The 21,078-nt window shown below is 75.1% G+C and carries 21 protein-coding genes and 1 pseudogene; 13 read left to right on the forward strand and 9 right to left on the reverse strand.

All coding sequences use genetic code 11. The features are described 5' to 3' along the window. From ABD879_RS26605 to ABD879_RS26640, 8 genes are all read right to left on the reverse strand, one after another. The coding region (locus ABD879_RS26605) for a hypothetical protein (protein ID WP_345024363.1) at positions 1-454 on the reverse strand (454 nt) is incomplete at its 3' end. 90 nt (positions 455-544) lie between these two features. Next, positions 545-1,714, reverse strand: coding sequence for an acyl-CoA dehydrogenase family protein (locus ABD879_RS26610; RefSeq protein WP_345024364.1), 1,170 nt, complete (start codon positions 1,712-1,714; stop codon positions 545-547). A gap of 73 nt (positions 1,715-1,787) precedes the next feature. Beyond that, a complete protein-coding gene (locus ABD879_RS26615) occupies positions 1,788-2,885 on the reverse strand; it encodes a winged helix DNA-binding domain-containing protein (RefSeq protein WP_345024365.1) in 1,098 nt (365 codons plus the stop codon). A gap of 174 nt (positions 2,886-3,059) precedes the next feature. Then, a complete protein-coding gene (locus tag ABD879_RS26620) occupies positions 3,060-3,392 on the reverse strand; it encodes a hypothetical protein (RefSeq protein WP_345024366.1) in 333 nt (110 codons plus the stop codon). A 161-nt stretch (positions 3,393-3,553) separates the two neighbouring features. Further along, the gene (locus ABD879_RS26625) at positions 3,554-4,039 is read right to left on the reverse strand and encodes a hypothetical protein (protein WP_345024367.1); all 486 of its coding nucleotides are present in this window, start codon (positions 4,037-4,039) and stop codon (positions 3,554-3,556) included. A 120-nt stretch (positions 4,040-4,159) separates the two neighbouring features. After that, positions 4,160-5,413, reverse strand: a complete 1,254-nt coding sequence (locus ABD879_RS26630) for a hypothetical protein (RefSeq protein ID WP_345024368.1) — start codon at positions 5,411-5,413, stop codon at positions 4,160-4,162. 107 nt (positions 5,414-5,520) lie between these two features. After that, a complete protein-coding gene (locus tag ABD879_RS26635; protein WP_345024369.1) occupies positions 5,521-7,302 on the reverse strand; it encodes an ABC transporter ATP-binding protein in 1,782 nt (593 codons plus the stop codon). Next, positions 7,299-9,131, reverse strand: coding sequence for an ABC transporter ATP-binding protein (locus ABD879_RS26640; protein WP_345024385.1), 1,833 nt, complete (start codon positions 9,129-9,131; stop codon positions 7,299-7,301). The genes ABD879_RS26635 and ABD879_RS26640 overlap by 4 nt, the downstream gene beginning before the upstream one ends. Before the next feature lie 837 nt (positions 9,132-9,968). Between ABD879_RS26640 and ABD879_RS26645 the strand changes: the two genes are divergently transcribed. The 13 genes from ABD879_RS26645 (at position 9,969) to ABD879_RS26705 (ending at position 20,654) form a co-directional block, all read left to right on the forward strand. Then, on the forward strand, positions 9,969-10,178 hold the full coding sequence (locus tag ABD879_RS26645) for a cold-shock protein (protein ID WP_285492631.1): 210 nt from the start codon (positions 9,969-9,971) through the stop codon (positions 10,176-10,178). A 132-nt stretch (positions 10,179-10,310) separates the two neighbouring features. Beyond that, positions 10,311-10,694 carry a phosphoribosyl-AMP cyclohydrolase gene (gene hisI / locus ABD879_RS26650; RefSeq protein WP_345024370.1) on the forward strand — a complete coding sequence of 128 codons (384 nt, stop codon included), beginning with the start codon at positions 10,311-10,313 and terminating at the stop codon, positions 10,692-10,694. Further along, a complete protein-coding gene (locus ABD879_RS26655; protein WP_345024371.1) occupies positions 10,691-11,365 on the forward strand; it encodes a Trp biosynthesis-associated membrane protein in 675 nt (224 codons plus the stop codon). Before hisI ends, ABD879_RS26655 begins: the two co-directional genes overlap by 4 nt. Beyond that, the gene (locus ABD879_RS26660; protein ID WP_345024372.1) at positions 11,362-12,039 is read left to right on the forward strand and encodes a response regulator transcription factor; all 678 of its coding nucleotides are present in this window, start codon (positions 11,362-11,364) and stop codon (positions 12,037-12,039) included. The genes ABD879_RS26655 and ABD879_RS26660 overlap by 4 nt, the downstream gene beginning before the upstream one ends. A 22-nt stretch (positions 12,040-12,061) precedes the next feature. Then, positions 12,062-12,535: a DUF2752 domain-containing protein gene (locus tag ABD879_RS26665; RefSeq protein WP_345024373.1), complete on the forward strand. Its 474-nt coding sequence runs from the start codon at positions 12,062-12,064 to the stop codon at positions 12,533-12,535. A gap of 222 nt (positions 12,536-12,757) precedes the next feature. Further along, positions 12,758-13,564 carry an indole-3-glycerol phosphate synthase TrpC gene (gene trpC, locus ABD879_RS26670; protein ID WP_345024374.1) on the forward strand — a complete coding sequence of 269 codons (807 nt, stop codon included), beginning with the start codon at positions 12,758-12,760 and terminating at the stop codon, positions 13,562-13,564. Positions 13,565-13,716: 152 nt separating this feature from the next. Continuing rightward, a complete protein-coding gene (gene trpB, locus ABD879_RS26675) occupies positions 13,717-14,949 on the forward strand; it encodes a tryptophan synthase subunit beta (RefSeq protein WP_345024375.1) in 1,233 nt (410 codons plus the stop codon). Then, complete coding sequence (trpA, locus tag ABD879_RS26680) at positions 14,946-15,758, forward strand: tryptophan synthase subunit alpha (RefSeq protein WP_345024376.1); 813 nt, start codon at positions 14,946-14,948, stop codon at positions 15,756-15,758. Before trpB ends, trpA begins: the two co-directional genes overlap by 4 nt. A gap of 172 nt (positions 15,759-15,930) precedes the next feature. Then, the gene (locus ABD879_RS26685) at positions 15,931-16,422 is read left to right on the forward strand and encodes a vitamin K epoxide reductase family protein (protein WP_345024378.1); all 492 of its coding nucleotides are present in this window, start codon (positions 15,931-15,933) and stop codon (positions 16,420-16,422) included. Between the two features lie 60 nt (positions 16,423-16,482). Further along, entirely contained in the window at positions 16,483-17,259 is a 777-nt protein-coding gene (locus ABD879_RS26690; protein ID WP_345024379.1) for a DsbA family protein, read from the forward strand. 211 nt (positions 17,260-17,470) lie between these two features. After that, positions 17,471-18,208, forward strand: a complete 738-nt coding sequence (locus ABD879_RS26695) for a DsbA family protein (protein ID WP_345024380.1) — start codon at positions 17,471-17,473, stop codon at positions 18,206-18,208. A 139-nt stretch (positions 18,209-18,347) separates the two neighbouring features. After that, positions 18,348-19,685 carry a prolipoprotein diacylglyceryl transferase gene (gene lgt, locus ABD879_RS26700; protein ID WP_345024381.1) on the forward strand — a complete coding sequence of 446 codons (1,338 nt, stop codon included), beginning with the start codon at positions 18,348-18,350 and terminating at the stop codon, positions 19,683-19,685. Between the two features lie 144 nt (positions 19,686-19,829). After that, positions 19,830-20,654, forward strand: coding sequence for a hypothetical protein (locus ABD879_RS26705; protein ID WP_345024382.1), 825 nt, complete (start codon positions 19,830-19,832; stop codon positions 20,652-20,654). Between the two features lie 130 nt (positions 20,655-20,784). On the opposite strand, the pseudogene ABD879_RS26710 reads toward ABD879_RS26705, so the two are convergent. Then, a pseudogene (locus ABD879_RS26710) lies at positions 20,785-21,078 on the reverse strand (hypothetical protein); the annotation flags it as partial.

A 21,078-nucleotide genomic window follows, 5' to 3' on the forward strand; every position in this document is an offset into this window, starting at 1 on the left:
GCCGCGGCGGCGGGGGCTCGCCGAGCAGCACCAGCAGCGGCCTGAGCAGGGCGGACGCCAGCAGGCGGGCCAGCCGCCAGACGGCGCGCTCGCCGCACCGCAGCCACCAGGCCGACACGACCGCGGCGGCCAGGTGCGCGGTCGGCATCGCGGCGCCGCCGTCCCCGGCGGCGACCAGCGCGGGAGCGGCGGGATGGTGGTGCGTCCCCCCGGCGCTCATCAGCGCGTGCAGGACGAACTGCCCGCCGAGCAGCCCCCCGAGGATCGTCGGAAGGGAACGCTCGTGCCCGGCCAGCGGCAGCGCCACGGCCCACATGCCGAAGAACCCCCAGTACAGCGCGTCCGGGGACATCGGCCCGCCGGAGGCGGTCCGGTGCCCCAGCGCGGTGAGGCACACGCACACTGCCGCGAAGACCGCGGACCGTGCGGCGCGGTACGGGGGTGAGGAGGCCATGGCGCTCCTATGCTGCCACGGGCCCCGCGCGTGCCGGCACGGGGGCCGCGGAACCGGTGCGGGCGTGGCCGGCGCAGGCCGCCGGCGCCGTCAGGTCGCGTCGTGCAGCGCCGCCGTGCGGGCCAGGTGGCGGCCGATCACCATGCGCTGGATCTGGTTGGTGCCCTCGAAGATCTGCATGACCTTGGCCTCCCGCATGTACCGCTCCACCGGGAAGTCGCGGGTGTAGCCGTACCCGCCGAGCACCTGCACCGCGTCGGTGGTGACGCGCATCGCCGCGTCCGTCGCCACCAGCTTGGCGACCGACGCCTGGCGGGAGAACGGCAGGCCCCGGTCGCGGCGGCGGGCCGCCTCCAGGTACGTGGCCCGCGCCGACTCCACCGCGGCCGCCATGTCGGCCAGCAGGAACGCCAGCCCCTGGTGGGCGATGACGGGGCGGCCGAACTGCTCGCGCCGTGCCGCGTACGCGACCGCGTGGTCGAGGGCGCCCTGCGCCAGGCCGACCGCGCAGGCGGCGATGCCCAGGCGGCCCGAGTCCAGCGCCGACAGCGCGATCGGGAACCCCTGGCCCTCGTCGCCGATCCGCCACTCGGCGGGCACCCGGGCGCCGTCGAAGTGCAGCTGCGCGGTGGTGGAGCCGGTCAGCCCCATCTTGCGCTCGGGCGGCCCGAAGGTCAGCCCCGGCATCCGCCCCTCGATCAGGAAGCAGCTGATGCCGCGCGAGCCGGCGTCGGAGGTGCGGGCGAACAGCGTGTAGAAGTCGGCCTCGCCGCCGTGGGTGATCCAGGTCTTGGTGCCGGTGATCCGGTAGGCCGCGCCGTCCTCGTCCGGCACGGCCCGGGTGCTCAGCGCGCCCGCGTCCGAGCCCGCGTGCGCCTCCGACAGCGCGTATCCGCCCAGCAGCTCGCCGCCGAGCAGCTCGGGCAGCCGCTTGCGCTGCTCGTCGGTGCCGTGCACCGCCAGCGGGTAGCACGACAGCGTGTGCACGCTGACGCCGACCGCCACCGACGCCCACGCCGCCGCGATCTCCTCGAGCACCTGCAGGTAGACCTCGTAGGGCTGGCCTCCGCCGCCGACCTCCTCGGGGTAGGGCAGCCCGAGCAGCCCGGCCCGGCCGAGCAGCCGGAAGATCTCGCGCGGGAACTCCTCGGCCTCTTCGGCGGCGGCGGCGCGCGGCGCCAGCTCCTTGCGGACGATCTCGCGGGTCAGCGCGAGGAGGTCCTCGGCCTCGGATGTGGGAAGCAGGCGTTCGGCAGGCATGTCCCCATCTTGGCGGATCGTCCGGACTTGCCGTGAGGCGGGCGGCCCCTGAGGCCTTCGTCAGGACGACGGGTCAGGAGGACAGTTCGCGCTCCAGCGGCGTGCGGAAACGCGGGGTGACCCGTATGCCGCCGAGGAAGGCGGCGATGCGGGCGGCCTCGGCGTCGACCGCGGCGCGGGCGTCGGCGCCCACGTCCTCCAGCAGCCGCGTGACGACCTCCCCGTCCGGCCGCTGCGCCCAGCCGCCGACGACGCGGCCGTCCCACCACACGGTGGGGCCGATGTTGCCGTTGCGGTCGAACAGCATCGGCGCGCGGTCGCCGAGGAACCAGCCGCGCTCCTGCCAGCCCATGGGGGTGGGGTCCAGGGCGGGCAGCAGTGCCGCCCACGGCTCGGCGTCCCGGCCCGCGCCGGCCGCCTCGTCGCCGGTGCCGTCGCCCGCGTCGTCGGCGAGCATGACGCCGGTGCCGCCGCCGTCCAGGCCGACCTCGACGACGTCCAGGCGGGCCAGGGTCTTGTTCACCTCGGCCGCGGTCCAGCCCGTCCACCACTTCAGGTCCGAGACGGGGGCGGGGCCGAACGCCCGCAGCCAGCGGGTGACCAGCTCGGCGCGCGCGTCGCCCGCGGGCATGTCGGGGATGCCGCCGGGCAGCCATTTCTCGACGGGATACCACACGTACCGGCTGCTGATCCACGAGCCGTTGGGGCGGCCCCGCACGATGCGTCCCTCGCAGCCCAGCGTGGCCAGCACCCACGTGGTGACGCCGGTGGGACGCGAGTACGCCTTGCCCGGTGCGGTCTCCACCTGCGTGCGCAGGCGCGGTTCGTCGGCGCTGAGCTGCGCCCCGGTGGCTTCGCCGCGCGCCAGGAGCGCGCGGTGCGCCGCCTCCAGCACCTCGCCGAACCAGGCCTGTGCGTCGGGGATCCCGGCCCGCTCGATCATGCGGCCGTAGGTGCGGCGCTGCCTGGCGGCCAGGGGCGCGGCGCAGGACGCCTGCAGCGCCGGGACCAGTTCGACGGGGACGACGAACATGGTGCGGCGCATCGCCAGCATCCGCAGCAGCGTCCGGTCGTCGTAGAGGGCCTTCTCCACCGCCTCGTGCGTCGCGGTGCGGCTGCGTGCGGCCACCGACAGGAACACCGTGGCCGGGTCGGTGGCGTGCAGCGCCACGAGGGAGCGGGCGATCTCGACGACGTCGTCGGTGCGCGCCGCGGGGGCCAGCCGGTGCCGTGCCGCCGCCCGCGCGCGGCGTCGCCCATCGAACGTTTCATCGAACGCATGAGCGAATCCTAGGGGGGCGGGTCCGACAGCCCCCGCCGGCCGGACCCGCCCCCACGGGTCGCGTCAGCCGTTGTTGGAGATCTTGACGACGATCTTGTCCTGGGTGATCGACTCGACGGACACGTCGAAGCCCTCGGCCTGCTCGGCCTCGCCCCGGGGCACGGTGATCTGCTGACCGGCCACCTTGAGCGTGACGGTGTCGCCCTGGACGCTCACCAGCTCCGCCTTGATGCCGAGGATGGACGCGCTGGCCTCGACACCCCGGTCGAAGGTGATCGTGCAGGAGGTCACGTTGCAGTCGGTCGTGGCGCCCTCGCCGCTGCACGCCGCCACGGCGGTCAGGGGCAGCAGCGCGAACGGCAGTACGGTCAGTGCTCGCCGAACGGAGGGGAACATGGCTGCGAGTCTAGGTGCCGCGCCCTCGCCGCCGGCCCCGCCTGGAGAGTGAACTCACCGCGGCCGGAAGTAGTACCCGGCGGTGATGCCCCGCGCCGTGCCCGCGATCCTGCGCGGTGCCCGTGCGTCCCCCTGCGCGCCCGCCGCGGCCGTGCCGCGTGTCAGCCGCCCTGGTGGCCCGTCGCGCCGCCCTGGTGGCCCGTGGTGCCGCCCTGGTGGCCTCCGCCGCTGTGGTCGGCGCCGTACTGGATCTGCCCGCCCAGGTCCTCCTGCAGAGCCTTCAGCGTCTGCTCGGTGCTGACGACGACCCACCGCGGCCCCACCAGGTACGTCCCGCCCCAGGGCTTGGCCTCCTCCAACCACGCCTGCTGCCCCTGGTCGGTGGTGAAGCTGACCACCGTGAAGCGCCCCTTGCTCGTCTGGCAGGCGCCCTGGGACAGGTCCGCGACCTTGCGGATGCTGCTCAGCGTGCACCCGGTCTGCTGGGCGAGCTGCTCGGCGGTGGCGGGCTGGGCCTGCTTCACCTGGCCCTGCCCGCCCGCCTCGCCGCCTGCTCCCGTGCACCCGGCCGCCAGCGGCAGCAGGACCGCGGCGGCACCGCACAGCAGGGCGGCCCTCAAGGGCGATCGGTGATTGTCGGACACCATGGCCCGTCCTCTCCGGGAAGAGTTGAGCGATTCGCCCACAGGTACGGGCGGACGCTTCCACGGGGTTCAGCCGCGGAGCGCGGAGAGAAGAGGGGCGCAGGGGGGCCGGGGCGGCAGGGGTCAGGTCATGAGACGCCCGGCGGCGGCGGCGCGCACGGAGGGTTCCTCGGCGGCGTCGTGATGGAGGCGTTGCAGGCGGATGCGGGTCTCGCGGGTGAGGGGGGCGGTCTCGGCGGCGACCTGGCGCACGCCCTCCTCGCAGTCCCACAGGCCCTCGACGGTGTAGGACTCGGCGGTGTGCGGCGCGGTACGGGTCAAGGCGGTCAGCACGCGCGGACGCAGGAACGCATAGGTCGACTCGGTCCAAGCGGTCTTCAGCAGCGGCACGGCCTCACCGGCGCGCAATCTCCCCAGGCCCTCGATCGGCCCGGCCGCGTCGCCCCAGTCGCGCCGCTCCAGGGCGTCGCGCAGCTCGCCCATCAGCAGCGGGATGTCCTCGCGGGTGCCGTAGCGGGCCAGGATGTCCAGCGCCATGTCCTGGCACCCGCCGCGGGCCGTCGCCCACGCCCGCGCCCGCGGCACCGCCTCGGGGCCGTACTCGCGCAACGCCCGGCACACCGCCCCGCCCCATCGGCTGGGCCGCTGCGGCAGCAGCTCCTCGGCGAGATCCAGCAGGGCCGGGGCACGCCTGCGGCCGAGCTCGAATATGGCCGCCACGGCGCCGTCGTCGCGCCGCCGGGCGGCCTCCAGCAGCTCGGCCTCGGTCCGCCGGACCTTCTTCTCGCCGGCGGCCCCGGGGCGGCGGACGCGGCCGGTCTCGCGGCGCCGGGCCAGGGCGTCGGCGATCCGCGGCTGCCGCGCCGCCCAGCTCTCGATCACCGGGTTGTGCGGGCCCGCCACCAGGGCGTCCAAGGCGGACTCGTTGCACCGCGCCGCCACCAGCTCGTCCAGGCCGTGCGTCAGCGCCGGATCCCCCAGGCCGACCAACGTGTCGATGGCGTCGAACCAGTGCGTGCCCTCCTCGGCGTACCGGTACAGCGCCGACGCCGCCTCCCGGCGGCTGAGCCGCACCAGGTCCGCCAGCACCTCCAACGCCAGCTGCACCCGCCGCCCGTCGCCGTCGGCATGGTCGGACGGGGCGAACAGGTGCTCGGCCACCGGGCCGACGGGCAGTTCCAGGTCCACCATCAAACGGGCGTAATAGAGGCCGCGTTCCTCGCAGAGCGGGTCCCAGCGTGGGTCGCGGCGTATGCAGTCGTAGACGAACTCGCCCGCACCCGGCTTGTCGGCCGCGCGCCGCGCGGCACGTCCCAGACCCCGCTGCAGTTGTCCATGCAGCGTTCCAGCTGATTCCAACACGACCTCGTTGCTCACCCAAGCAGAATGCGCACCCGACCACAAAACCGGCAAGTGCTTTACCTCGGGGAATCGCCCGCCGCCGCGGGAGCGGACCCGCGGCGGCCCTCCCGCCCGGGGCGCGGCTAGATGCGGCGCTGGGCGATCCACGACGCGTGCAGATCGGCGTAGACGCCCGGGACGCCGACCAGCTCGCTGTGCGGGCCGCGCTGGACGATCCGCCCCGCGTCGAACACCAGGACCTCGTCGGCGGCCTCGGCCGTGGACAGCCGGTGGGCGATGGAGATGGCCGTGCGGCCCCGCGTCACCCCCTCCAGGGCGCGCTGGATGCGCACCTCGGTGGCCGGGTCGACGGCGGACGTGGCCTCGTCCAGCACCAGCAGGTCCGGGTCGGCGATGTAGGCGCGCGCCAGCGCCACCAGCTGCCGCTCGCCCGCCGACAGGGACTCGCCGCGCTGCCCCACGGGCGTGCCCAGGCCGCGGGGCAGGCCCTCCAGCCAGTCGCCCAGGCCCAGCTCGACCAGCGCCCGCACCACCTCCTCGTCGGTGGCGTCCGGCCGCCCGTAGCGGATGTTGTCGCCGAGGGTGGCGTCGAACAGGAAGCCGTCCTGCGGCACCATGACGATGCGCTCGCGCAGGGAGGAGAACCGCACCCGGTCCAGGGGCACGCCGTCCACCAGCACACGCCCGGACGTCGGGTCCATCAGCCGGGTCAGCAGCTTGGCGAACGTCGTCTTGCCCGAGCCCGTCTCGCCCACGATCGCGACGCGGCTGCGGGGGGCGATGGTCACGTTCACGTCGTGCAGCACGGGCGGCCCCCCGGGGTAGGCGAACCCGACGCCCTCGAACCGCACCTCGATCGGCCCGCGCGGCAGCACCTCGCCGTCGCCGCCCGGGTCGGCCACGTCCGGGACGGTGTCCAGCACGCCCAGCACGCGCCGCCACCCGGCGATCGCGTTCTGCGCCTCGTTGAGCACCTCCGTGGCGGTCTGCATCGGGCTGACGAACAGGGTGATCAGGAACAGGAACGCCACCAGCTCCCCGGCGGTCAGGTCGCCGCCCACCCCCAGCAGCGTCCCCGCCACCACGACGGCGGCGGTCGCCACGGCCGCCACCAGCTCGCTGGACGGGAACGTCAGCGCCACCAGGCCCTGCGCCCGCGTCTGCGCCCGCCGGTGCGCCTCGACGGTCTCGTCGACCCGGCGGGCGGTGCGGTCCTCGACCGCGTAGGCGCGGATCACCGAGGCGCCCACCACCGCCTCGCTCACCGCGGCCAGCAGGTCGCCCATCCGCTCGCGGACCCGGGTGTAGGCGGCCGACAGCATCCGCTGGAAGCGGCGCAGCGCGAACGCCAGCGGCACGAACGCCGCCCACACCAGCAGCGCCAGCGGCCAGGAGTACACGGCCATCAGCACGCTGGCCACCACCAGCTGCCCGGTCGACATGATGATCAGCAGCCCGCCCCACTGCATGAACTGGCTGATCTGGTCCACGTCGCCGGTCACCCGCGACACCAGCGCGCCGCGCCGCTCGGAGCTCTGGGTGAGCATGGACAGGTCGTGCACGTGCCGGAACGCCTTGACCCGCAGCGTGGCCAGCCCGGACTCGGTGGTCCGGTACAGCCGCACGTTCATCGCGTAGGCGCTCAGCGCCGTCACGGCCACCGCCACCGCGCACGCCAGCACGGCGGTGCGGACGAACCCGATGTCGGGCCCGCCCGGCCCGCCCAGCCCCTTGTCGATCGTCTGCTGCACCGCGATCGGCACCACCACCCGGCCCGCCGTCGCCAGCGCCGCCAGCAGCAGCGTCCCGGCCAGGCCCGCGCGGAACTCGGGGCTGAGCCGCAGCCCGCGGCGCAGCGTGGTCAGCGCGCCCTCGCCGACGGCCGCCTCGTTGAGCGCGGTCACGCCACCGCCTCCTCGCTGTCGGCGCTGTCGGTGCCTCCGGCCTGCTCGCCAAGGAGCCGCTGCTCGATCTCGGCGCGCTCGTAGGCGTTGACGAGCGCGCGGTAGCCCTCGGAGCGCTCCAGCAGCTCGGCGTGGGCGCCCCGGTCGGCGACGCGGCCGTGCTCGACGTAGACGACCTCGTCGGCCAGCGCGATCGTGGCCTTGCGGTAGGCGACCACCACCACGGTCGCGCCGCCCCCGCCGGCCGACTGCGCGTCCCGCAGCCCCTCCAGGATCCGCGCCTCCACCTGGGGGTCGACGCTGGACGTCGCGTCGTCCAGCACCAGCAGCCGGGGGCGCCGCACCAGGGCGCGTGCCAGCGCCAGACGCTGCCGCTGCCCGCCCGACAGGGTCGCTCCGCGTTCCCCCACCCGGGTGTCGAGGCCGTCGGGAAGGGCCGCGACGAATCCGTCGGCCTGGGCGAGCCGCAGCGCCTCCCACACGCGCTCGTCCGGGACGTCCAGGCCCAGGGTCACGTTGCCGCGTACGGTGTCGTCGAACAGGAACGTCTGCTGCGGCACCAGGGCCGCCGTCTCGGCCACGCCGCCGCGCCGCAGGTCGCGGGCGTCCACGCCGTCCAGCAGCACCGATCCGTCGGCCGGGTCCACCAGCCGCACCAGCAGGGACGTCAGCGTCGACTTGCCCGACCCCGTGGGGCCGACCACGGCGATCGTCCGGCCGGGGGCGGCGGAGAACGACACGTCGTGCAGCACGGGGGCGGCGGCCTGCCCGTCCGCGGACTCGTAGGCGAAGCGGACGTCGCGCACCTCCAGCGCCGCCGCCTTGCCCTGCCCGGGGGAGCGGTCGCCGTACGGCAGGGAACCGGTGGCGTCCAGCACCCCTCGGACGCGCTTCCAGCCGACCACGCTGCGCGGCACCTCGGCCAGCACCCAGCCCAGCGCGCGGATCGGCCAGGCCAGCAGCGTGAACAGATACGCCACGTGCACCAGGTCGCCCTCGGTCATCGCCCCGGCCTCCAACCGGATCGACCCCACCAGCAGCACCGCCAGCACCCCCAGGTTCGGCAGCGCCTCCAGCACCGGATCGAACAGCCCCCGGATGCGGCCGACCGCCACGTTGGCCTCGCGCAGCGCCCGCGCGCGCTCGGCGAACCGCTCGGTCTCGTCCTGCTCGCGCCCCAGCGTCTTGACCACCAGGCCGCCCTCGAAGCTCTCGTGCGCGACCTCGCTGACCTCGGCGCGCAGCTGCTGGGCGCGGGTGGCGACGGGGGACAGGCGCCGCTGGTACAGCACGTTCAGCAGCGCCACCGCCGGGAAGACCAGGAAGCCGACGAGCGCCACCGCCACGTCGGTGACCAGGATCGACACGGCCGCGATCAGCAGCATGAACACCACGCCGACCGCCATCGGCAGCGGCGCGATCGGCGCCCACACCGCCTCGACGTCGGCGTTGGCGTTGGACAGCAGCTGCCCGGTGGGGTGGCGGTGGTGCCAGGCCAGGGGGAGCCGCAGGTACTGCCGGGTGACCGCCCGCCGGTAGCGGGCCTGCATGCGGTACTGCATGAGCCCGGCGTAGAACCGGCGGCCCGCCACGCCGAGCGCCTTGAGCAGCGCGACCGCCAGGATCGCCGCCGCGGCCCCGGTCAGCGCGCCCGCCGTGGTGTCGCCGGAGCGCAGCGCCGGCAGCACCACCTCCTCGGTGGCCCAGCCCAGCACCTGCGCGGTGCCGACGGTCATCGCCGCGTAGAGCCCGCTGGCCAGCACCGCCACGGTGAACACCCGCGGCTCGGCCTTGACGGCGACCCACAGCACGCGCAGCCCCTCGCGCAGGACGCCGGGGCTGACGCGGGGTCTGGGGGGATGCTCCCCTTCGGGGCGGCGGCTGGCCCGGGGGCGGGCGCCGGGACGGCGGCTGGCGCGTGTCGACCCTGATGGCACGGCATCTCCTCGCAGACGGCGGCGCCCGCTCGCCCCGGCGGGAGGACCGCCGGGGCCGGCGGGCTCGCCCAATGCCTACCATCCGTGCCGAACGCTTATTCCCGGGCATAGTCGGACGAGCTGCCGAAGTCACGTGATTCCCCCTTCGGCGCGACAGGCCCGCCGCGCGGCCCGCCGCCGGCCGCGCCCCGCGCCCGGAGCGGTGCGGCAGGCGGAGCGGCACCCCCGCCGCCGGGCCGTGGAGTGTGATCGGAACGGATTCGTTCAAGCTCGCCCCGTTTTTCGGTGTACGCACCGTCCGGCGGCGAAAAAATCGGCAACACGGCGGAGTTCTTTGTTCAAAACCACCTGATCGACATGTCCGAAAATCGCCGGTCGACGGCCCGTCCGGCGCGCCGGGCCGCGGCGGCCGCGGAGCCCGCCGCGACGGGCCGCCCAGGACGTCCCAGGACACGCGCCCCGCCCCCGCGCGGCCCGCGGGCTTAAACACGCCACTTCGCTCACAGGAGAATCGGGAGGGTTGCGGCTCCTGGGGTTTACGCGGATCCGGTGATACGGTGGAGCGGTCGGTTGCAGTCGTGGTTCTCGATCGTTTGCAAGAACGCCCGCGGACTGATGGCAGCGGGCGTTTTGGCTTTTCCGGGGCAGTGCCGGGGGCGAAGACGTCCCGCAGCGACCGGCGCGGGGCCCGCGAGGTGTGGGCCCGAGTTTTGCCGCAAGGAGAAAGACATGCCCCAGCAGGGCACCGTGAAGTGGTTCAACGCCGAGAAGGGCTACGGCTTCATCGCCGTGGACGGCGGTGGCGCCGACGTGTTCGTGCACTACACGGCCATCCAGTCGTCCGGCTACCGCACCCTCGACGAGAACCAGCGCGTCGAGTTCGAGGTGACGCAGGGCCAGCGCGGCCCGCAGGCCGACAACGTCGTCCCCCTCTCGTAACCCGTAGTCGTACCGCCGGGCCCGTACCCCACGCCAGGGGTGCGGGCTCTGCGGTGTCCCGGAGCGGTTCCAAGGCGCGGCGGGCCGCCACCCGGTACGGGGCTCGCGCCGCGACCCGGCAGAATGGAGCACATGTCCGCTCGCCCGTCCAATCTGGACCCCAAGATCGCCGAACGCCTCAAGCGCACCCCGGACGGCCTCGTGCCCGCCATCGCCCAGCAGTACGACACCGGAGAGGTGCTCATGCTGGCGTGGATGGACGACGAGGCCCTGCACCGCACCCTCACCACCGGCCGCGCCACCTACTGGTCCCGCAGCCGCCAGGAGTACTGGGTGAAGGGCGAGAGCTCCGGCCACCAGCAGTGGGTCAAGTCGGTCGCCCTCGACTGCGACGGCGACGCGATCCTGGTGAAGGTCGACCAGGTCGGCGCCGCCTGCCACACCGGCGACCGCACCTGCTGGGACGCCGACGTGCTCGACGCCGTCGTCGGGGAACGGCCCGCCGCGGGCTCGTGACCCCGGCCCGGGAACGCGCCCTGGCCGCCCTGCTGTGCGCGGCCGGCGCCGCGCTGCCCCTGCTGGCCGCCGGACGCGCCTGGGCGCACGTGCGGGCCACCGGCGCCATCACCCCGTTCACGCAGGAGCTCACCGGGCGCGACCTGGGCGGAGCGGCGAGCGCCCTGGGCTGGGCCGGGCTGGCGGGGCTGGCGGCCCTGTTCGCCACCCGCGGCAAGGTGCGGGCAGGGGTCGGCGTCCTGCTGGTGCTGTTCGGCGCCGCCATCGGCTACGCCTCCGCGGCGTCGATCGGCGCCTCCCACGTCCGGGCGGCGGCGGGAGAGAAGAGCGCCCTGCTGCGGCTGGCCGCAGACACGTCCGTCGACGTCAACCTGTGGTGGGCCGTCTCCCTCGCCGGCGGCCTGCTGCTGCTGGCCGCGGGACTGGTGACGCTGCTGCGCGGCGCGCGCTGGCCCGGCATGTCCACCCGCTACGAACGCCCCGCCGCGGCCACCGCACGCACCCCGGCCACCGCCGACGACCCCTCCAGCCTGTGGAAGTCCCTCGACCGCGGCGAGGACCCCACCGACCGCACCGACCCCACCGACCCCGCCGACCCCACCGACCCCGCCGGTCCCCCTGCCGGCGCCGCGCGGCCCGCGGCGGGAGGCACCCACCGGGAGCGGCCGTGAGCCGCGGGACCGGCGCCGACGGCGGCGGGCTCGTCCTGGTCGCCGAGCACGAACCCGAGGTGGCGGAACTGCAGCGGCGCTACCTCGCCCGCGAGGGCTTCACCGTCGAGATCGAACCGGACCCGTCGCGCGCGGCCGCCGCCGTGGCGCGCCTCCGCCCGGACGCCGTGGTGCTGGACGTGTCCGACACCCCGCTGCCCGCCGAGCTGTACCGCCGAGTGGCGGAGGCCGCCCGGCCCGCGCCCGTCGTGACCGTGACCGGGCCGGTCGACCCGGCCGCGCGGCGCGCGCTCGGCGACCGCCAGGTGACGCGGCCGTTCGCCCCCCGCGTCCTGGTCGGCGCGGTCACCGACGCGCTGCGCCGAGGCGCCGGCGGCGACGACCCGGGGCCGCTGCGCGCCGGCCGGGTGACCCTCGACCCGCAGGGACGCGCCGTCAGCGTGGACGACCGCGCCGTCGCCCTCACCGTGACCGAGTTCGACCTGCTGGAGTTCCTGATGAGCAACCCCGGCAGGGTCTTCACCCGCGAACAGCTCCTCGACGCCGCCTGGGGCCCGGGCGCCGGGGCCGGAAGCCGCACGGTGGACGTGCACATCGCCCAGCTGCGCAGCAAGCTGGGCGACGGCAGCCCGATCCGCACCGTCCGCGGCGTCGGCTACGTCCTGGACCCCTGAGCCTTCCGGAGAGGAACCCACGGTGGACGACACGACCGCCGCGCCCGCCCGCGCCGCGCAGCCGCACCCGCACGCGCCCGCCCCGGCGGGGCGCCGAAGCCGGGGGCGGGCGCTGGTCGGCCCCGGCATCGTCCTGGCCGCGGCGGCCGCCGGCGTGGCGCTGGTCAGCGTCGTCGACCCGCACGAGCCCGGCCACTACCCGACCTGCCCGCTGCTGTGGGCGACCGGCCTGTACTGCCCCGGCTGCGGCGGCCTGCGCATGGTGAACTCGCTGACGCACGGCCGCGTCGGGGAGGCGTTCGGGCTCAACCCCCTGGCGTTCCTGCTGCTGCCCGTCTTCGCCTACCTGTGGGCGCGCTGGGCGGCCTGCGCGGCCAAGGGCGTGGCGTTCGCCTCCACGCTCGTGCGGCCGCGCGTGATCTACCCGTTCCTCGCGCTCATCATCGTGTACGGGATCGTCCGGAACCTGCCGTTCGGGCACGCCCTGGCGCCGTGACGCGGTTTCGGGCGTCCTGATACCGGCCCGGGTTCGAGCGCCGTCGGCGGCTGCGGCTACGATCGGTGCTGGATCGACCGGAATATAGGGGGCCTTTCCCGTGAGCGAGCCCGAGCGCTGCGGCATGAGCGAGGCGGAGCGGCACGCCGCCGGGACCGACCGGCCCGCGGAGAAGGAAGACCGCGCACCGGGCGCGGCGTGCAGGGGAGCGGGGGTCAGGTCGTGAGCGTGCTGAACGAGATCATCGACGGCGTGCGGGCCGATCTGGCCGAACGGCAGCGCGCGGTGCCGCTCGACGAGCTCAAGGCCAAGGCCGAGCGGGCCGAGCCACCGCGCGACGCGCTGGCGGCGCTGCGCTCCCCGGGCGTGTCCGTCATCGCCGAGGTCAAGCGCAGCAGCCCGTCCAAGGGCGCGCTGGCCGCGATCGCCGACCCGGCCGCCCTCGCCCGCGACTACGAGGCGGGCGGCGCCAAGGTGATCAGCGTGCTGACCGAGCGGCGCCGGTTCGGCGGCAGCCTGGACGACCTGGCCGCGGTGCGCGCCGACGTCGACGTGGCGGTGCTGCGGAAGGACTTCATCGTCACCTCCTACCAGCTGTGGGAGGCCCGCGCCTACGGCGCCGACCTCGCCCTGCTGATCGTGGCCGCGCTGGAGCAGGACGCGCTGGTGTCGCTGGTCGAGCGGGCCGAGTCGATCGGGCTGGTGCCGCTGGTCGAGGTGCACACCGAGGAGGAGGTGGCCCGCGCGATCGACGCGGGCGCCAAGGTCATCGGGGTCAACGCCCGCGACCTGAAGACCCTTCGCGTCGACCGCGGCGTGTTCGCCCGGCTGGCCCCGCTGATCCCCAAGGACGTCGTCAAGATCGCCGAGTCGGGCGTGCGCGGCCCGCACGACCTGCTCGCCTACGCCTCGGCGGGGGCCGACGCGGTACTGGTGGGGGAGAGCCTGGTGATCGGCCGCGACCCGCGCGGCGCGGTCGCCGACCTGGTGGCCGCGGGCGCGCATCCGGCGCTGCGGCAGAGCGGCTGACGCGGATCGCGATAGGGTGAGCGTCATGCGGAGAGAGCCGTCCCCGGGGGTGGGCCTGTCCAGGGGGCCCGTCGAGCCCCTGCGCGAACGATGGCGCGCCCGGCCGACGACCCAGCAGCCCGGATGAGCCCTTCTCCCACCACAGGAAGTCAATGACCACCCACACCACCGCTGCCGGTGCCGTCGTGCCCGACGCCACCGGCCATTTCGGCGCGTTCGGCGGGCGCTTCGCGCCCGAGGCCCTCATGGCCGCCCTCGACGAGCTGACCCGCGAGTACGAGGCGGCCCGGCGCGACCCCGCCTTCACCGGCGAGCTGGACCGCCTGCTGGCCGAGTACGCCGGGCGGCCCAGCCTGCTCACCGAGGCCCGCCGCTTCGCCGAGCACGCGGGCGGCGCCCGCATCCTGCTCAAGCGCGAGGACCTCAACCACACCGGCTCCCACAAGATCAACAACGTGCTGGGGCAGGCGCTGCTCACCCGCCGCATGGGCAAGCGCCGCGTCATCGCCGAGACCGGCGCCGGGCAGCACGGCGTGGCCACCGCCACCGCCGCCGCCCTGCTCGGCCTGGAGTGCACCGTCTACATGGGCGAGGTCGACACCGAGCGGCAGGCCCTCAACGTCGCGCGGATGCGGATGCTGGGCGCCGAGGTGGTCCCCGTCCGCACCGGCAGCCGCACCCTCAAGGACGCCTGCAACGAGGCGTTCCGCGACTGGGTCGCCTCCGTCGACCACACCCACTACTGCATCGGTTCGGTCATGGGCCCGCACCCGTTCCCGATGATGGTGCGCGATTTCCATCGCGTCATCGGCGTCGAGGCGCGCGAGCAGTGCCTGCGGACGACCGGGCGGCTGCCCGACGCCGTCGTCGCCTGCGTCGGCGGCGGCTCCAACGCCATCGGCGCCTTCCACGCCTTCATCCCGGACGAGTCCGTGCGGCTGTACGGATTCGAGGCCGGCGGCGACGGCGTGGCCACCGGCAGGCACGCCGCCACCCTGGTCGGCGGGTCGCTCGGCGTCATCCACGGCATGCGCACCTACCTGCTGCAGGACGACGAGGGCCAGACCCTGGAGACCCACTCGATCTCCGCCGGGCTGGACTACCCCGGCGTCGGCCCCGAGCACGCCTGGCTGCGCGACACCGGCCGCGCCGAGTACCGGGAGATCACCGACGCCGAGGCCATGGACGCCTTCGCGCTGCTGTGCCGCACCGAGGGCATCATCCCCGCCATCGAGTCCGCGCACGCCCTGGCCGGGGCGCTCAAGGTCGGCCGGGAGCTCGGCCCGGACGCCACGATCGTGGTGTGCCTGTCCGGCCGCGGCGACAAGGACATGCACACCGCCGCCCAGTACTTCGGGCTCATGCCGGAGGGGGAGGGCCGGTGACCGTCCAGACCGCGTTCGACAAGGCCAAGGCCGAGGGCCGGGCCGCGCTCGTCGGCTACCTGCCGGCCGGGTTCCCCAGCTTCGACGGCGCCGTGGCCGCCGCCACCGCCATGGTCGAGGCGGGCTGCGACGTCATCGAGATCGGCCTGCCCTACACCGACCCGCTGATGGACGGCCCCACCATCCAGGACGCCGTGCACCGGGCGCTGGTCGGCGGCACCCGCGTCGCCGACGTGCTGCGCACCGTGGAGGCCGTCGCCGCCACCGGCGCGGCCACCCTGGTGATGACGTACTGGAACCCCGTCGACCGCTACGGCGTCGACGCCTTCGCCCGCGACCTGAAGTCCGCGGGCGGCACCGGGCTCATCACCCCCGACCTCACCCCCGAGGAGGGCGAGCCCTGGCTCGCCGCGTCCGACGCCCACGGCCTGGACCGGGTGTTCCTCGTCGCGCTCAGCTCCACCGACGAGCGCATCGAGAAGATCACCGGGGTGTGCCGGGGCTTCGTGTACGCCGCGTCGCTGATGGGCGTCACCGGCGCCCGCTCCGCCGTCGACACCGGCGCCCCCCGCCTGGTCAAGCGCACCCGCGCCATCCTCGAGGAGCGGGGCTCCGCGCTGCCGGTCGGGCTGGGCCTGGGCGTCGGCAACGGGGCGCAGGCCGCCGAGGTCGCCGGTTTCGCCGACGGCGTCATCGTGGGCTCGGCCTTCATCCGCCGCCTGCTGGACGCCCCCGACGAGCGCGCCGGCGTCGAGGCCGTCCGCGCCCTCGCCGCCGAACTGGCCGAAGGCGTCCGCAACCCGCGCTGACCCGGTCGGCCCGCGCCGCCGCCCGGCGCGCGCGGGCACCGGGGGCCGCTTTCCGACACCCGCCTTACGCGTCGTCCTCTAAGGTGAAGTCGCGTCGCGTCCGGGCGGACGCGTGACCGCTCCGCCCGCGACCCGGCGTGTGGACGACGTCGGTGGCGGAAGGATCGGGATCGTGCAGGAATCCGTCGAGACGCGGCGCGGCGAGGCGGCGCCCGCGGTGCCGTCGCGCCCGTCGTGGTTCGCGCCCGCCGCGTGGGTGCTCACGCTGATCGGCCTGGGCATCTCGGCCTACCTGGTCTACACCCACTACGACGAGGGCGCCCTGGTGTGCACCACCAGCGGCAAGCTGGACTGCCACTCGGTGACCAGCAGCAAGTACTCCGCGCTGCTGGGCATACCGCTGCCCTGGCTGGGGCTGGCGTTCTTCGTCGGGTTCGCGGCGCTGATCAGCCCGCCCGCGCTGAGGTCGCCGCGGCCCCTGCTGCGATGGGGGCGGCTGCTGTCGGTGTGCGTCGGCGTGCTGTTCGTGGTCTACCTGGTGACCGTCGAAGCGGCCGTCCTGCACAAGTATTGCCAGTGGTGCACCGGTGTGCACGTCGTCACTATCCTGCTGTTCGCACTTGTCCTGTTCGATGAATACCGGCGGGCCGGTCAGATCGACTAGGTCCGCCCGGCCGCGCGGCGCCCCGGCGCGCCCGCGGCGTCCCCGCCGAGGAGAGAGCTGATGAGCAAGGCCGCACGGCAGCGGTCCGCGCGCGAGCGCCTGGCCGAGCAGCGCAAGCGCGAGCAGGCGCGGCAGCGGCAGCGGCGGCTGCTGGCCGTCGTGCTGGGCTCGGTGGTCGCGGTGGCGGCGATCGTGGCGGTGGTCGTGGTCGTCGTCGACCAGCAGGGCCGCCGCGACCAGAAGGCGACCGTCTACTCCGGCCCGCAGGCGCCGGTGACCCGCGAGTCCGACGGTTCGATCGTCATGGCCAAGGAGGGCGTGACCAAGCCGGTGCTGGAGATCTTCGAGGACTTCCAGTGCCCGGCCTGCAAGCAGTTCGAGGAGTCCACCGGCAAGACCGTCAAGCAGCTGGCCGCCGAGGGCAAGGTCAAGGTCGTCTACCGGCCGTTCCACCTGTTCGGCCAGCAGCGCGACCCGATCCGGTCGAACTCGCTGCGGTCGGCCGCGGCGGCCCTGTGCGTCCCGGCCGACCAGTGGCTGTCCTACCACGACGCGCTGTTCAAGTTCCAGCCGGTGGAGGGCCGGGAGGGCTTCGCCGCCGAGGACCTGGTCGCCTGGGGCAAGGACGTCGGCGTCACCGACCCGAACTTCGACAAGTGCGTCACCGACCAGCAGAAGAAGTCCCAGGTCGACGCGATGACCAAGTACGCGCTGGACGAGCGCAAGGTCACCGGCACGCCCACCGTCTTCCTCGACGGCCGCAAGCTGGAGAACGAGATCGGCAGCGGCGACGCGCTGCGCCAGGCGGTCGAGTCCGCCGCCCAGTCCGGCCGCTGACCCCGGGCGGCGCCCGCGGCCGACCGCGGGCGCCCGTTCCGCGCCGGACGCCGCGCGCCGGCGGTTCCGCGCCGACAGTCGCGCGCCGACCAACGAGCACCGTGGACCCCTGTGCGGGTCCACGGTGTCGTTTTACCTGCTCTGGAACGTCCCCCCGGTAGCGTCTCTACCGGCGACTCCGGGGAGGTGGCCGTCGTCGATCGGGGGAGCGATGGGCAGGGCGGACCGGACGGCCGAGGGGCGGCGCCAGCGGGTGCTGCCGGCCGTCCTGGGCGCCGTCGCGGTGATCGCCGTGGCCGTGGCGGTGGTCGTGGCGCTGCGGGGCCGTGACGGCCGCGGAGAGTCCACCGGCCCCGGCACCTACCGGGGGCCGCTGGCGCCCGCGTCGCGGACCCCGGACGGGGCCACCGTGATGTCCCGCACCGGGGTGACCCGGCCGGTGCTGGAGATCTTCGAGGACTTCCAGTGCCCGGTGTGCCGGGCGGTGGAGCACATCGTCGGCCCGACGGTCGAGCGGCTGGCCGCCGAGGGCAGGGTCAAGGTCGTGTACTGGCCGTTCCAGCTGTTCCGCGGCCCCGGCGGGGAGCCGCTGGCGTCCAACAGCCGCCGGGCCGCCAACGCCGCCCTGTGCGCCCCGGCCGACCGCTGGCCCGCCTACCGCGACACGCTGTTCGCCCACCAGCCGGAGGAGGGCGTCGCCGGCTTCGAGCCGGCCCGGCTCGTCGCCTGGGGCCGCCAGGCCGGCATCACCGGCGCCGGCTTCGCCTCATGCGTGGCGAAGATGCGCAAGGCCGCGCAGGTGGACGCGATGACCCGGTACGCCACCCGGACCCGCGCGGTGGACGCCGCGCCGGCCGTGTTCCTGGACGGCCGCCCGCTGGACCTGGAGTCCCAGCTGCTGGACGCCGCGGCGTTCGAGCGGGCCGTCCTCTCCGCGGGACGCGGCTGACCGGCCCGCCGCGGGACGCGGCTGTTCGGCCCGCCGCGGGGGCGGCGGGGCCGGCCGCCGGCCCCCTCCGGCACGGTGTATCGGGTTACCGGGGCTTCCGGGGCACCCGGGGACGCCGGAGGCGGTAACGTCAACGGACATGCAGCCGGTGGCCTTCATACCGAGTCCTTCCCAGGGCGTCTGGCACCTTGGATTCGTCCCGATCCGCGCCTACGCCCTGATGATCATCATTGGCATCGTCGTCGCGGTCTGGGTGGGCGAGCGGCGCTGGGCCGCGCGCGGCGGGACGCCGGGCGTGGTCATGGACATCGCCATCTGGGCGGTGCCGTTCGGCCTGCTCGGCGGGCGGCTCTACCACGTGATCACCGACTACCAGCGCTACTTCGGCTCCGGACGCGACCCGGTGGACGCGCTGAAGATCTGGGAGGGCGGCCTGGGCATCTGGGGCGCCATCCTGCTCGGCGCGCTGGGCGCGGTGATCGGCTGCCGGCGGCGCGGGATCTCGGTGTCGGCGATGGCCGACACGGTGGCGCCCGGCATCGCGCTGGCCCAGGCCATCGGCCGGTGGGGCAACTACTGGAACCAGGAGCTGTACGGGCGGCCGCTGGACGCGTTCTGGGCGCTGGAGATCGACCAGGGGCACCGGCCGCGCCTCGACGACGGAAACCTGGACCCCCGCTACGCCGACGTCGCCACCTACCACCCCACGTTCCTGTACGAGTCGCTGTGGTGCGTCGGCGTGGCGGTCCTGGTCGTGTGGGCGCACCGCCGCTTCAAGCTGGCGCACGGGCGGGTGTTCGCCCTGTACGTCGCCGCGTACACGGTCGGGCGGTTCTGGATCGAGGCGCTGCGCATCGACGACGCCCACCACATCCTCGGCATGCGGCTCAACGACTGGACGGCGCTGGTCGTCTTCGCGGGCGCCGTCGCGTACCTGTACCTGACGCGCGACAAGACCGGCCCCGAGACCGTCACCGTGGGCCCGGACACGGCGCCCGCCGCGGCCCCGCCCGCCCCTGCCGCGCCCGCCGCGGCCCCCGAGAACGCCCCGGAGGGCGCCGCGCCCGCGAAACCCGCCGCGCCCGCCGAGAAGGCGGAGGCGGCCGGGGGCCGCGAGGACGCCGAGACGCCCGCCGAGAAGGCGGACGAGTCCGGGCGGGACGAGCCGTCGCGCGACACGGCCGAGAAGGACACGGCCGAGGAGGACACGGCCGGGGGCGAGGCGCCCGCGGCGGACGATCCCGGCGACGGCGCGGACCGGGCGTCCGACGACGACCGTGCAACCGGCGCCACGACCTCCGAGGCCGCCGAGTCCGAGGCCGCCGAGTCCGAGGCGGCCGCCGACCCCGGCACGGCCGAGAAGGCCGACGAGCCCGGCAAGGCGGACAGGACAGAGGCCGAGGGGTCCGCGGAGCCGAAGGACGCCGGGAACGCCGCCGAGCGGGGCGAGGCGGAGGCCGTCAAGGACGCCAAGTAGGGCGGCGAGGGGGGCGGCCGGGACGCCCGCGGCGCGCCACCGCCGGCGCCGCGACGCCGCCTCCGGGCGGGGGCGGACGACAAACGGTGATGAACCGTTCGTTTGCCCCCGCAGGAGGCGGTGTAGTCGATAGGCTCGCGTCCTGTGATCGAGGCTCGTGACACAGGTGCGCCGGAGACCGGTCGTCCGGCCGGTGGGCGGGACTTCAGGCCGGAGGACGACGGCAAGCGCGGCAGAAGAAAGAAGAAGCGCAGTCCCAAGCTGCTGTGGGGCGCCGTCGCGGGCGCGGTGGCCGTCGTGGCGGCGGCCGCCGCGGGCGCGGTGGTGCTGACCGGCGGCGACGACGACAAGAGCGCCGCGACCGGGCTGAGCAACGGGCCCGGCGTGCTGCCGACCGCCTACACCCCGCAGATGGCCGACCGCCAGATGGCCCGCATCGCCCAGCGCTCGGCCGACCAGCGGCCGATGACCCAGGGCGAGGTGTTCTCGAACGAGACCAAGACGGTCACCTACCAGAACTACTCGTTCACGCTGGCGGGGTCGCAGCTGTCCGGGGACTGCAAGTCGGTCACCTGGGGGCAGCGGCTGCACGACGACCTGGCCAAGGCGGGCTGCTCGCAGATCGCCCGCGGCATCTACGTCAGCCAGGACCGCAAGTACGTCGGGCAGTTCGCCGCGATCAACCTGGCCAGCCAGGAGGGCGCCGACCAGATCGTGCGGGTGATGGACCCGGCCACCAAGTCCGGTTTCGTGCTGCCGCTGCTGGCACCGGGCGCGCCGAAGTTCGGCGGCGGGTTCAGCGCCGCCTACGCCCAGGCGTACGGGCACTACACGATCGTCACCTGGGTGCAGCGCGCGGGCGGCGCCCGGCCCGCCTCGCTCAACGAGATGATCGACATCAGCCTGGCCGTGGAGAAGCCCGCCGACTTCGTGTGGGGACGCCTGCCCGACGAGGGGAACGGGCGTTGACGCGGCGCGGACCGGCGGTTCGGCGCGGAACGGCCCCGCGTCCGGCGCGCGGACGTTAGTCTGCGCCCTCGTGGACCGCCAAGAACCCGGCCGCGTCCCGGGCCCCCGACGGCCCGGTGCGGCTCCCCGCTCAGGTTCCCGCCGACCCCGTCCCGCCGACGGACGTCCAGGCCCGCGCGAACGCCCCGACGACCGCCAGCCCCCGAAGGGGGAGCGGCGGTCCGCCGTCGCCCGGCCGCAGCAGCAGCCGCCCGACCGCGGGGCCCGTCCGGCCCGCCCGCCCGCCGCGGGCGACCGGCGGCGCTCCCCGGCCGAGCCGGCGCCGGAGCAGGACGGCCGGTCGCCGTTCGGCCTCGGACGGCGACCGCGCGGCAAGGCTCCCGCCCGGGGGGAACGGCCCGGCCGGGACCGGGCGGCCCGCGGC

It is taken from the genome of Actinomadura keratinilytica (assembly GCF_039539665.1).
In the GTDB taxonomy this organism is placed as follows: Bacteria; Actinomycetota; Actinomycetes; order Streptosporangiales; family Streptosporangiaceae; genus Spirillospora; species Spirillospora keratinilytica.

What these genes read in the sequence shown, in the direction of transcription:
- ABD879_RS26620 (WP_345024366.1), bottom strand. Translation starts at nt 3,392, where the DNA reads ATGTTCCCCTCCGTTCGGCGAGCACTGACCGTACTGCCGTTCGCGCTG.
- ABD879_RS26645 (WP_285492631.1), top strand. Translation starts at nt 9,969, where the DNA reads ATGCCCCAGCAGGGCACCGTGAAGTGGTTCAACGCCGAGAAGGGCTAC.
- ABD879_RS26610 (WP_345024364.1), bottom strand. Translation starts at nt 1,714, where the DNA reads ATGCCTGCCGAACGCCTGCTTCCCACATCCGAGGCCGAGGACCTCCTC.
- ABD879_RS26695 (WP_345024380.1), top strand. Translation starts at nt 17,471, where the DNA reads ATGGGCAGGGCGGACCGGACGGCCGAGGGGCGGCGCCAGCGGGTGCTG.
- hisI (WP_345024370.1), top strand. Translation starts at nt 10,311, where the DNA reads ATGTCCGCTCGCCCGTCCAATCTGGACCCCAAGATCGCCGAACGCCTC.
- lgt (WP_345024381.1), top strand. Translation starts at nt 18,348, where the DNA reads ATGCAGCCGGTGGCCTTCATACCGAGTCCTTCCCAGGGCGTCTGGCAC.
- ABD879_RS26690 (WP_345024379.1), top strand. Translation starts at nt 16,483, where the DNA reads ATGAGCAAGGCCGCACGGCAGCGGTCCGCGCGCGAGCGCCTGGCCGAG.
- ABD879_RS26625 (WP_345024367.1), bottom strand. Translation starts at nt 4,039, where the DNA reads ATGGTGTCCGACAATCACCGATCGCCCTTGAGGGCCGCCCTGCTGTGC.
- trpB (WP_345024375.1), top strand. Translation starts at nt 13,717, where the DNA reads ATGACCACCCACACCACCGCTGCCGGTGCCGTCGTGCCCGACGCCACC.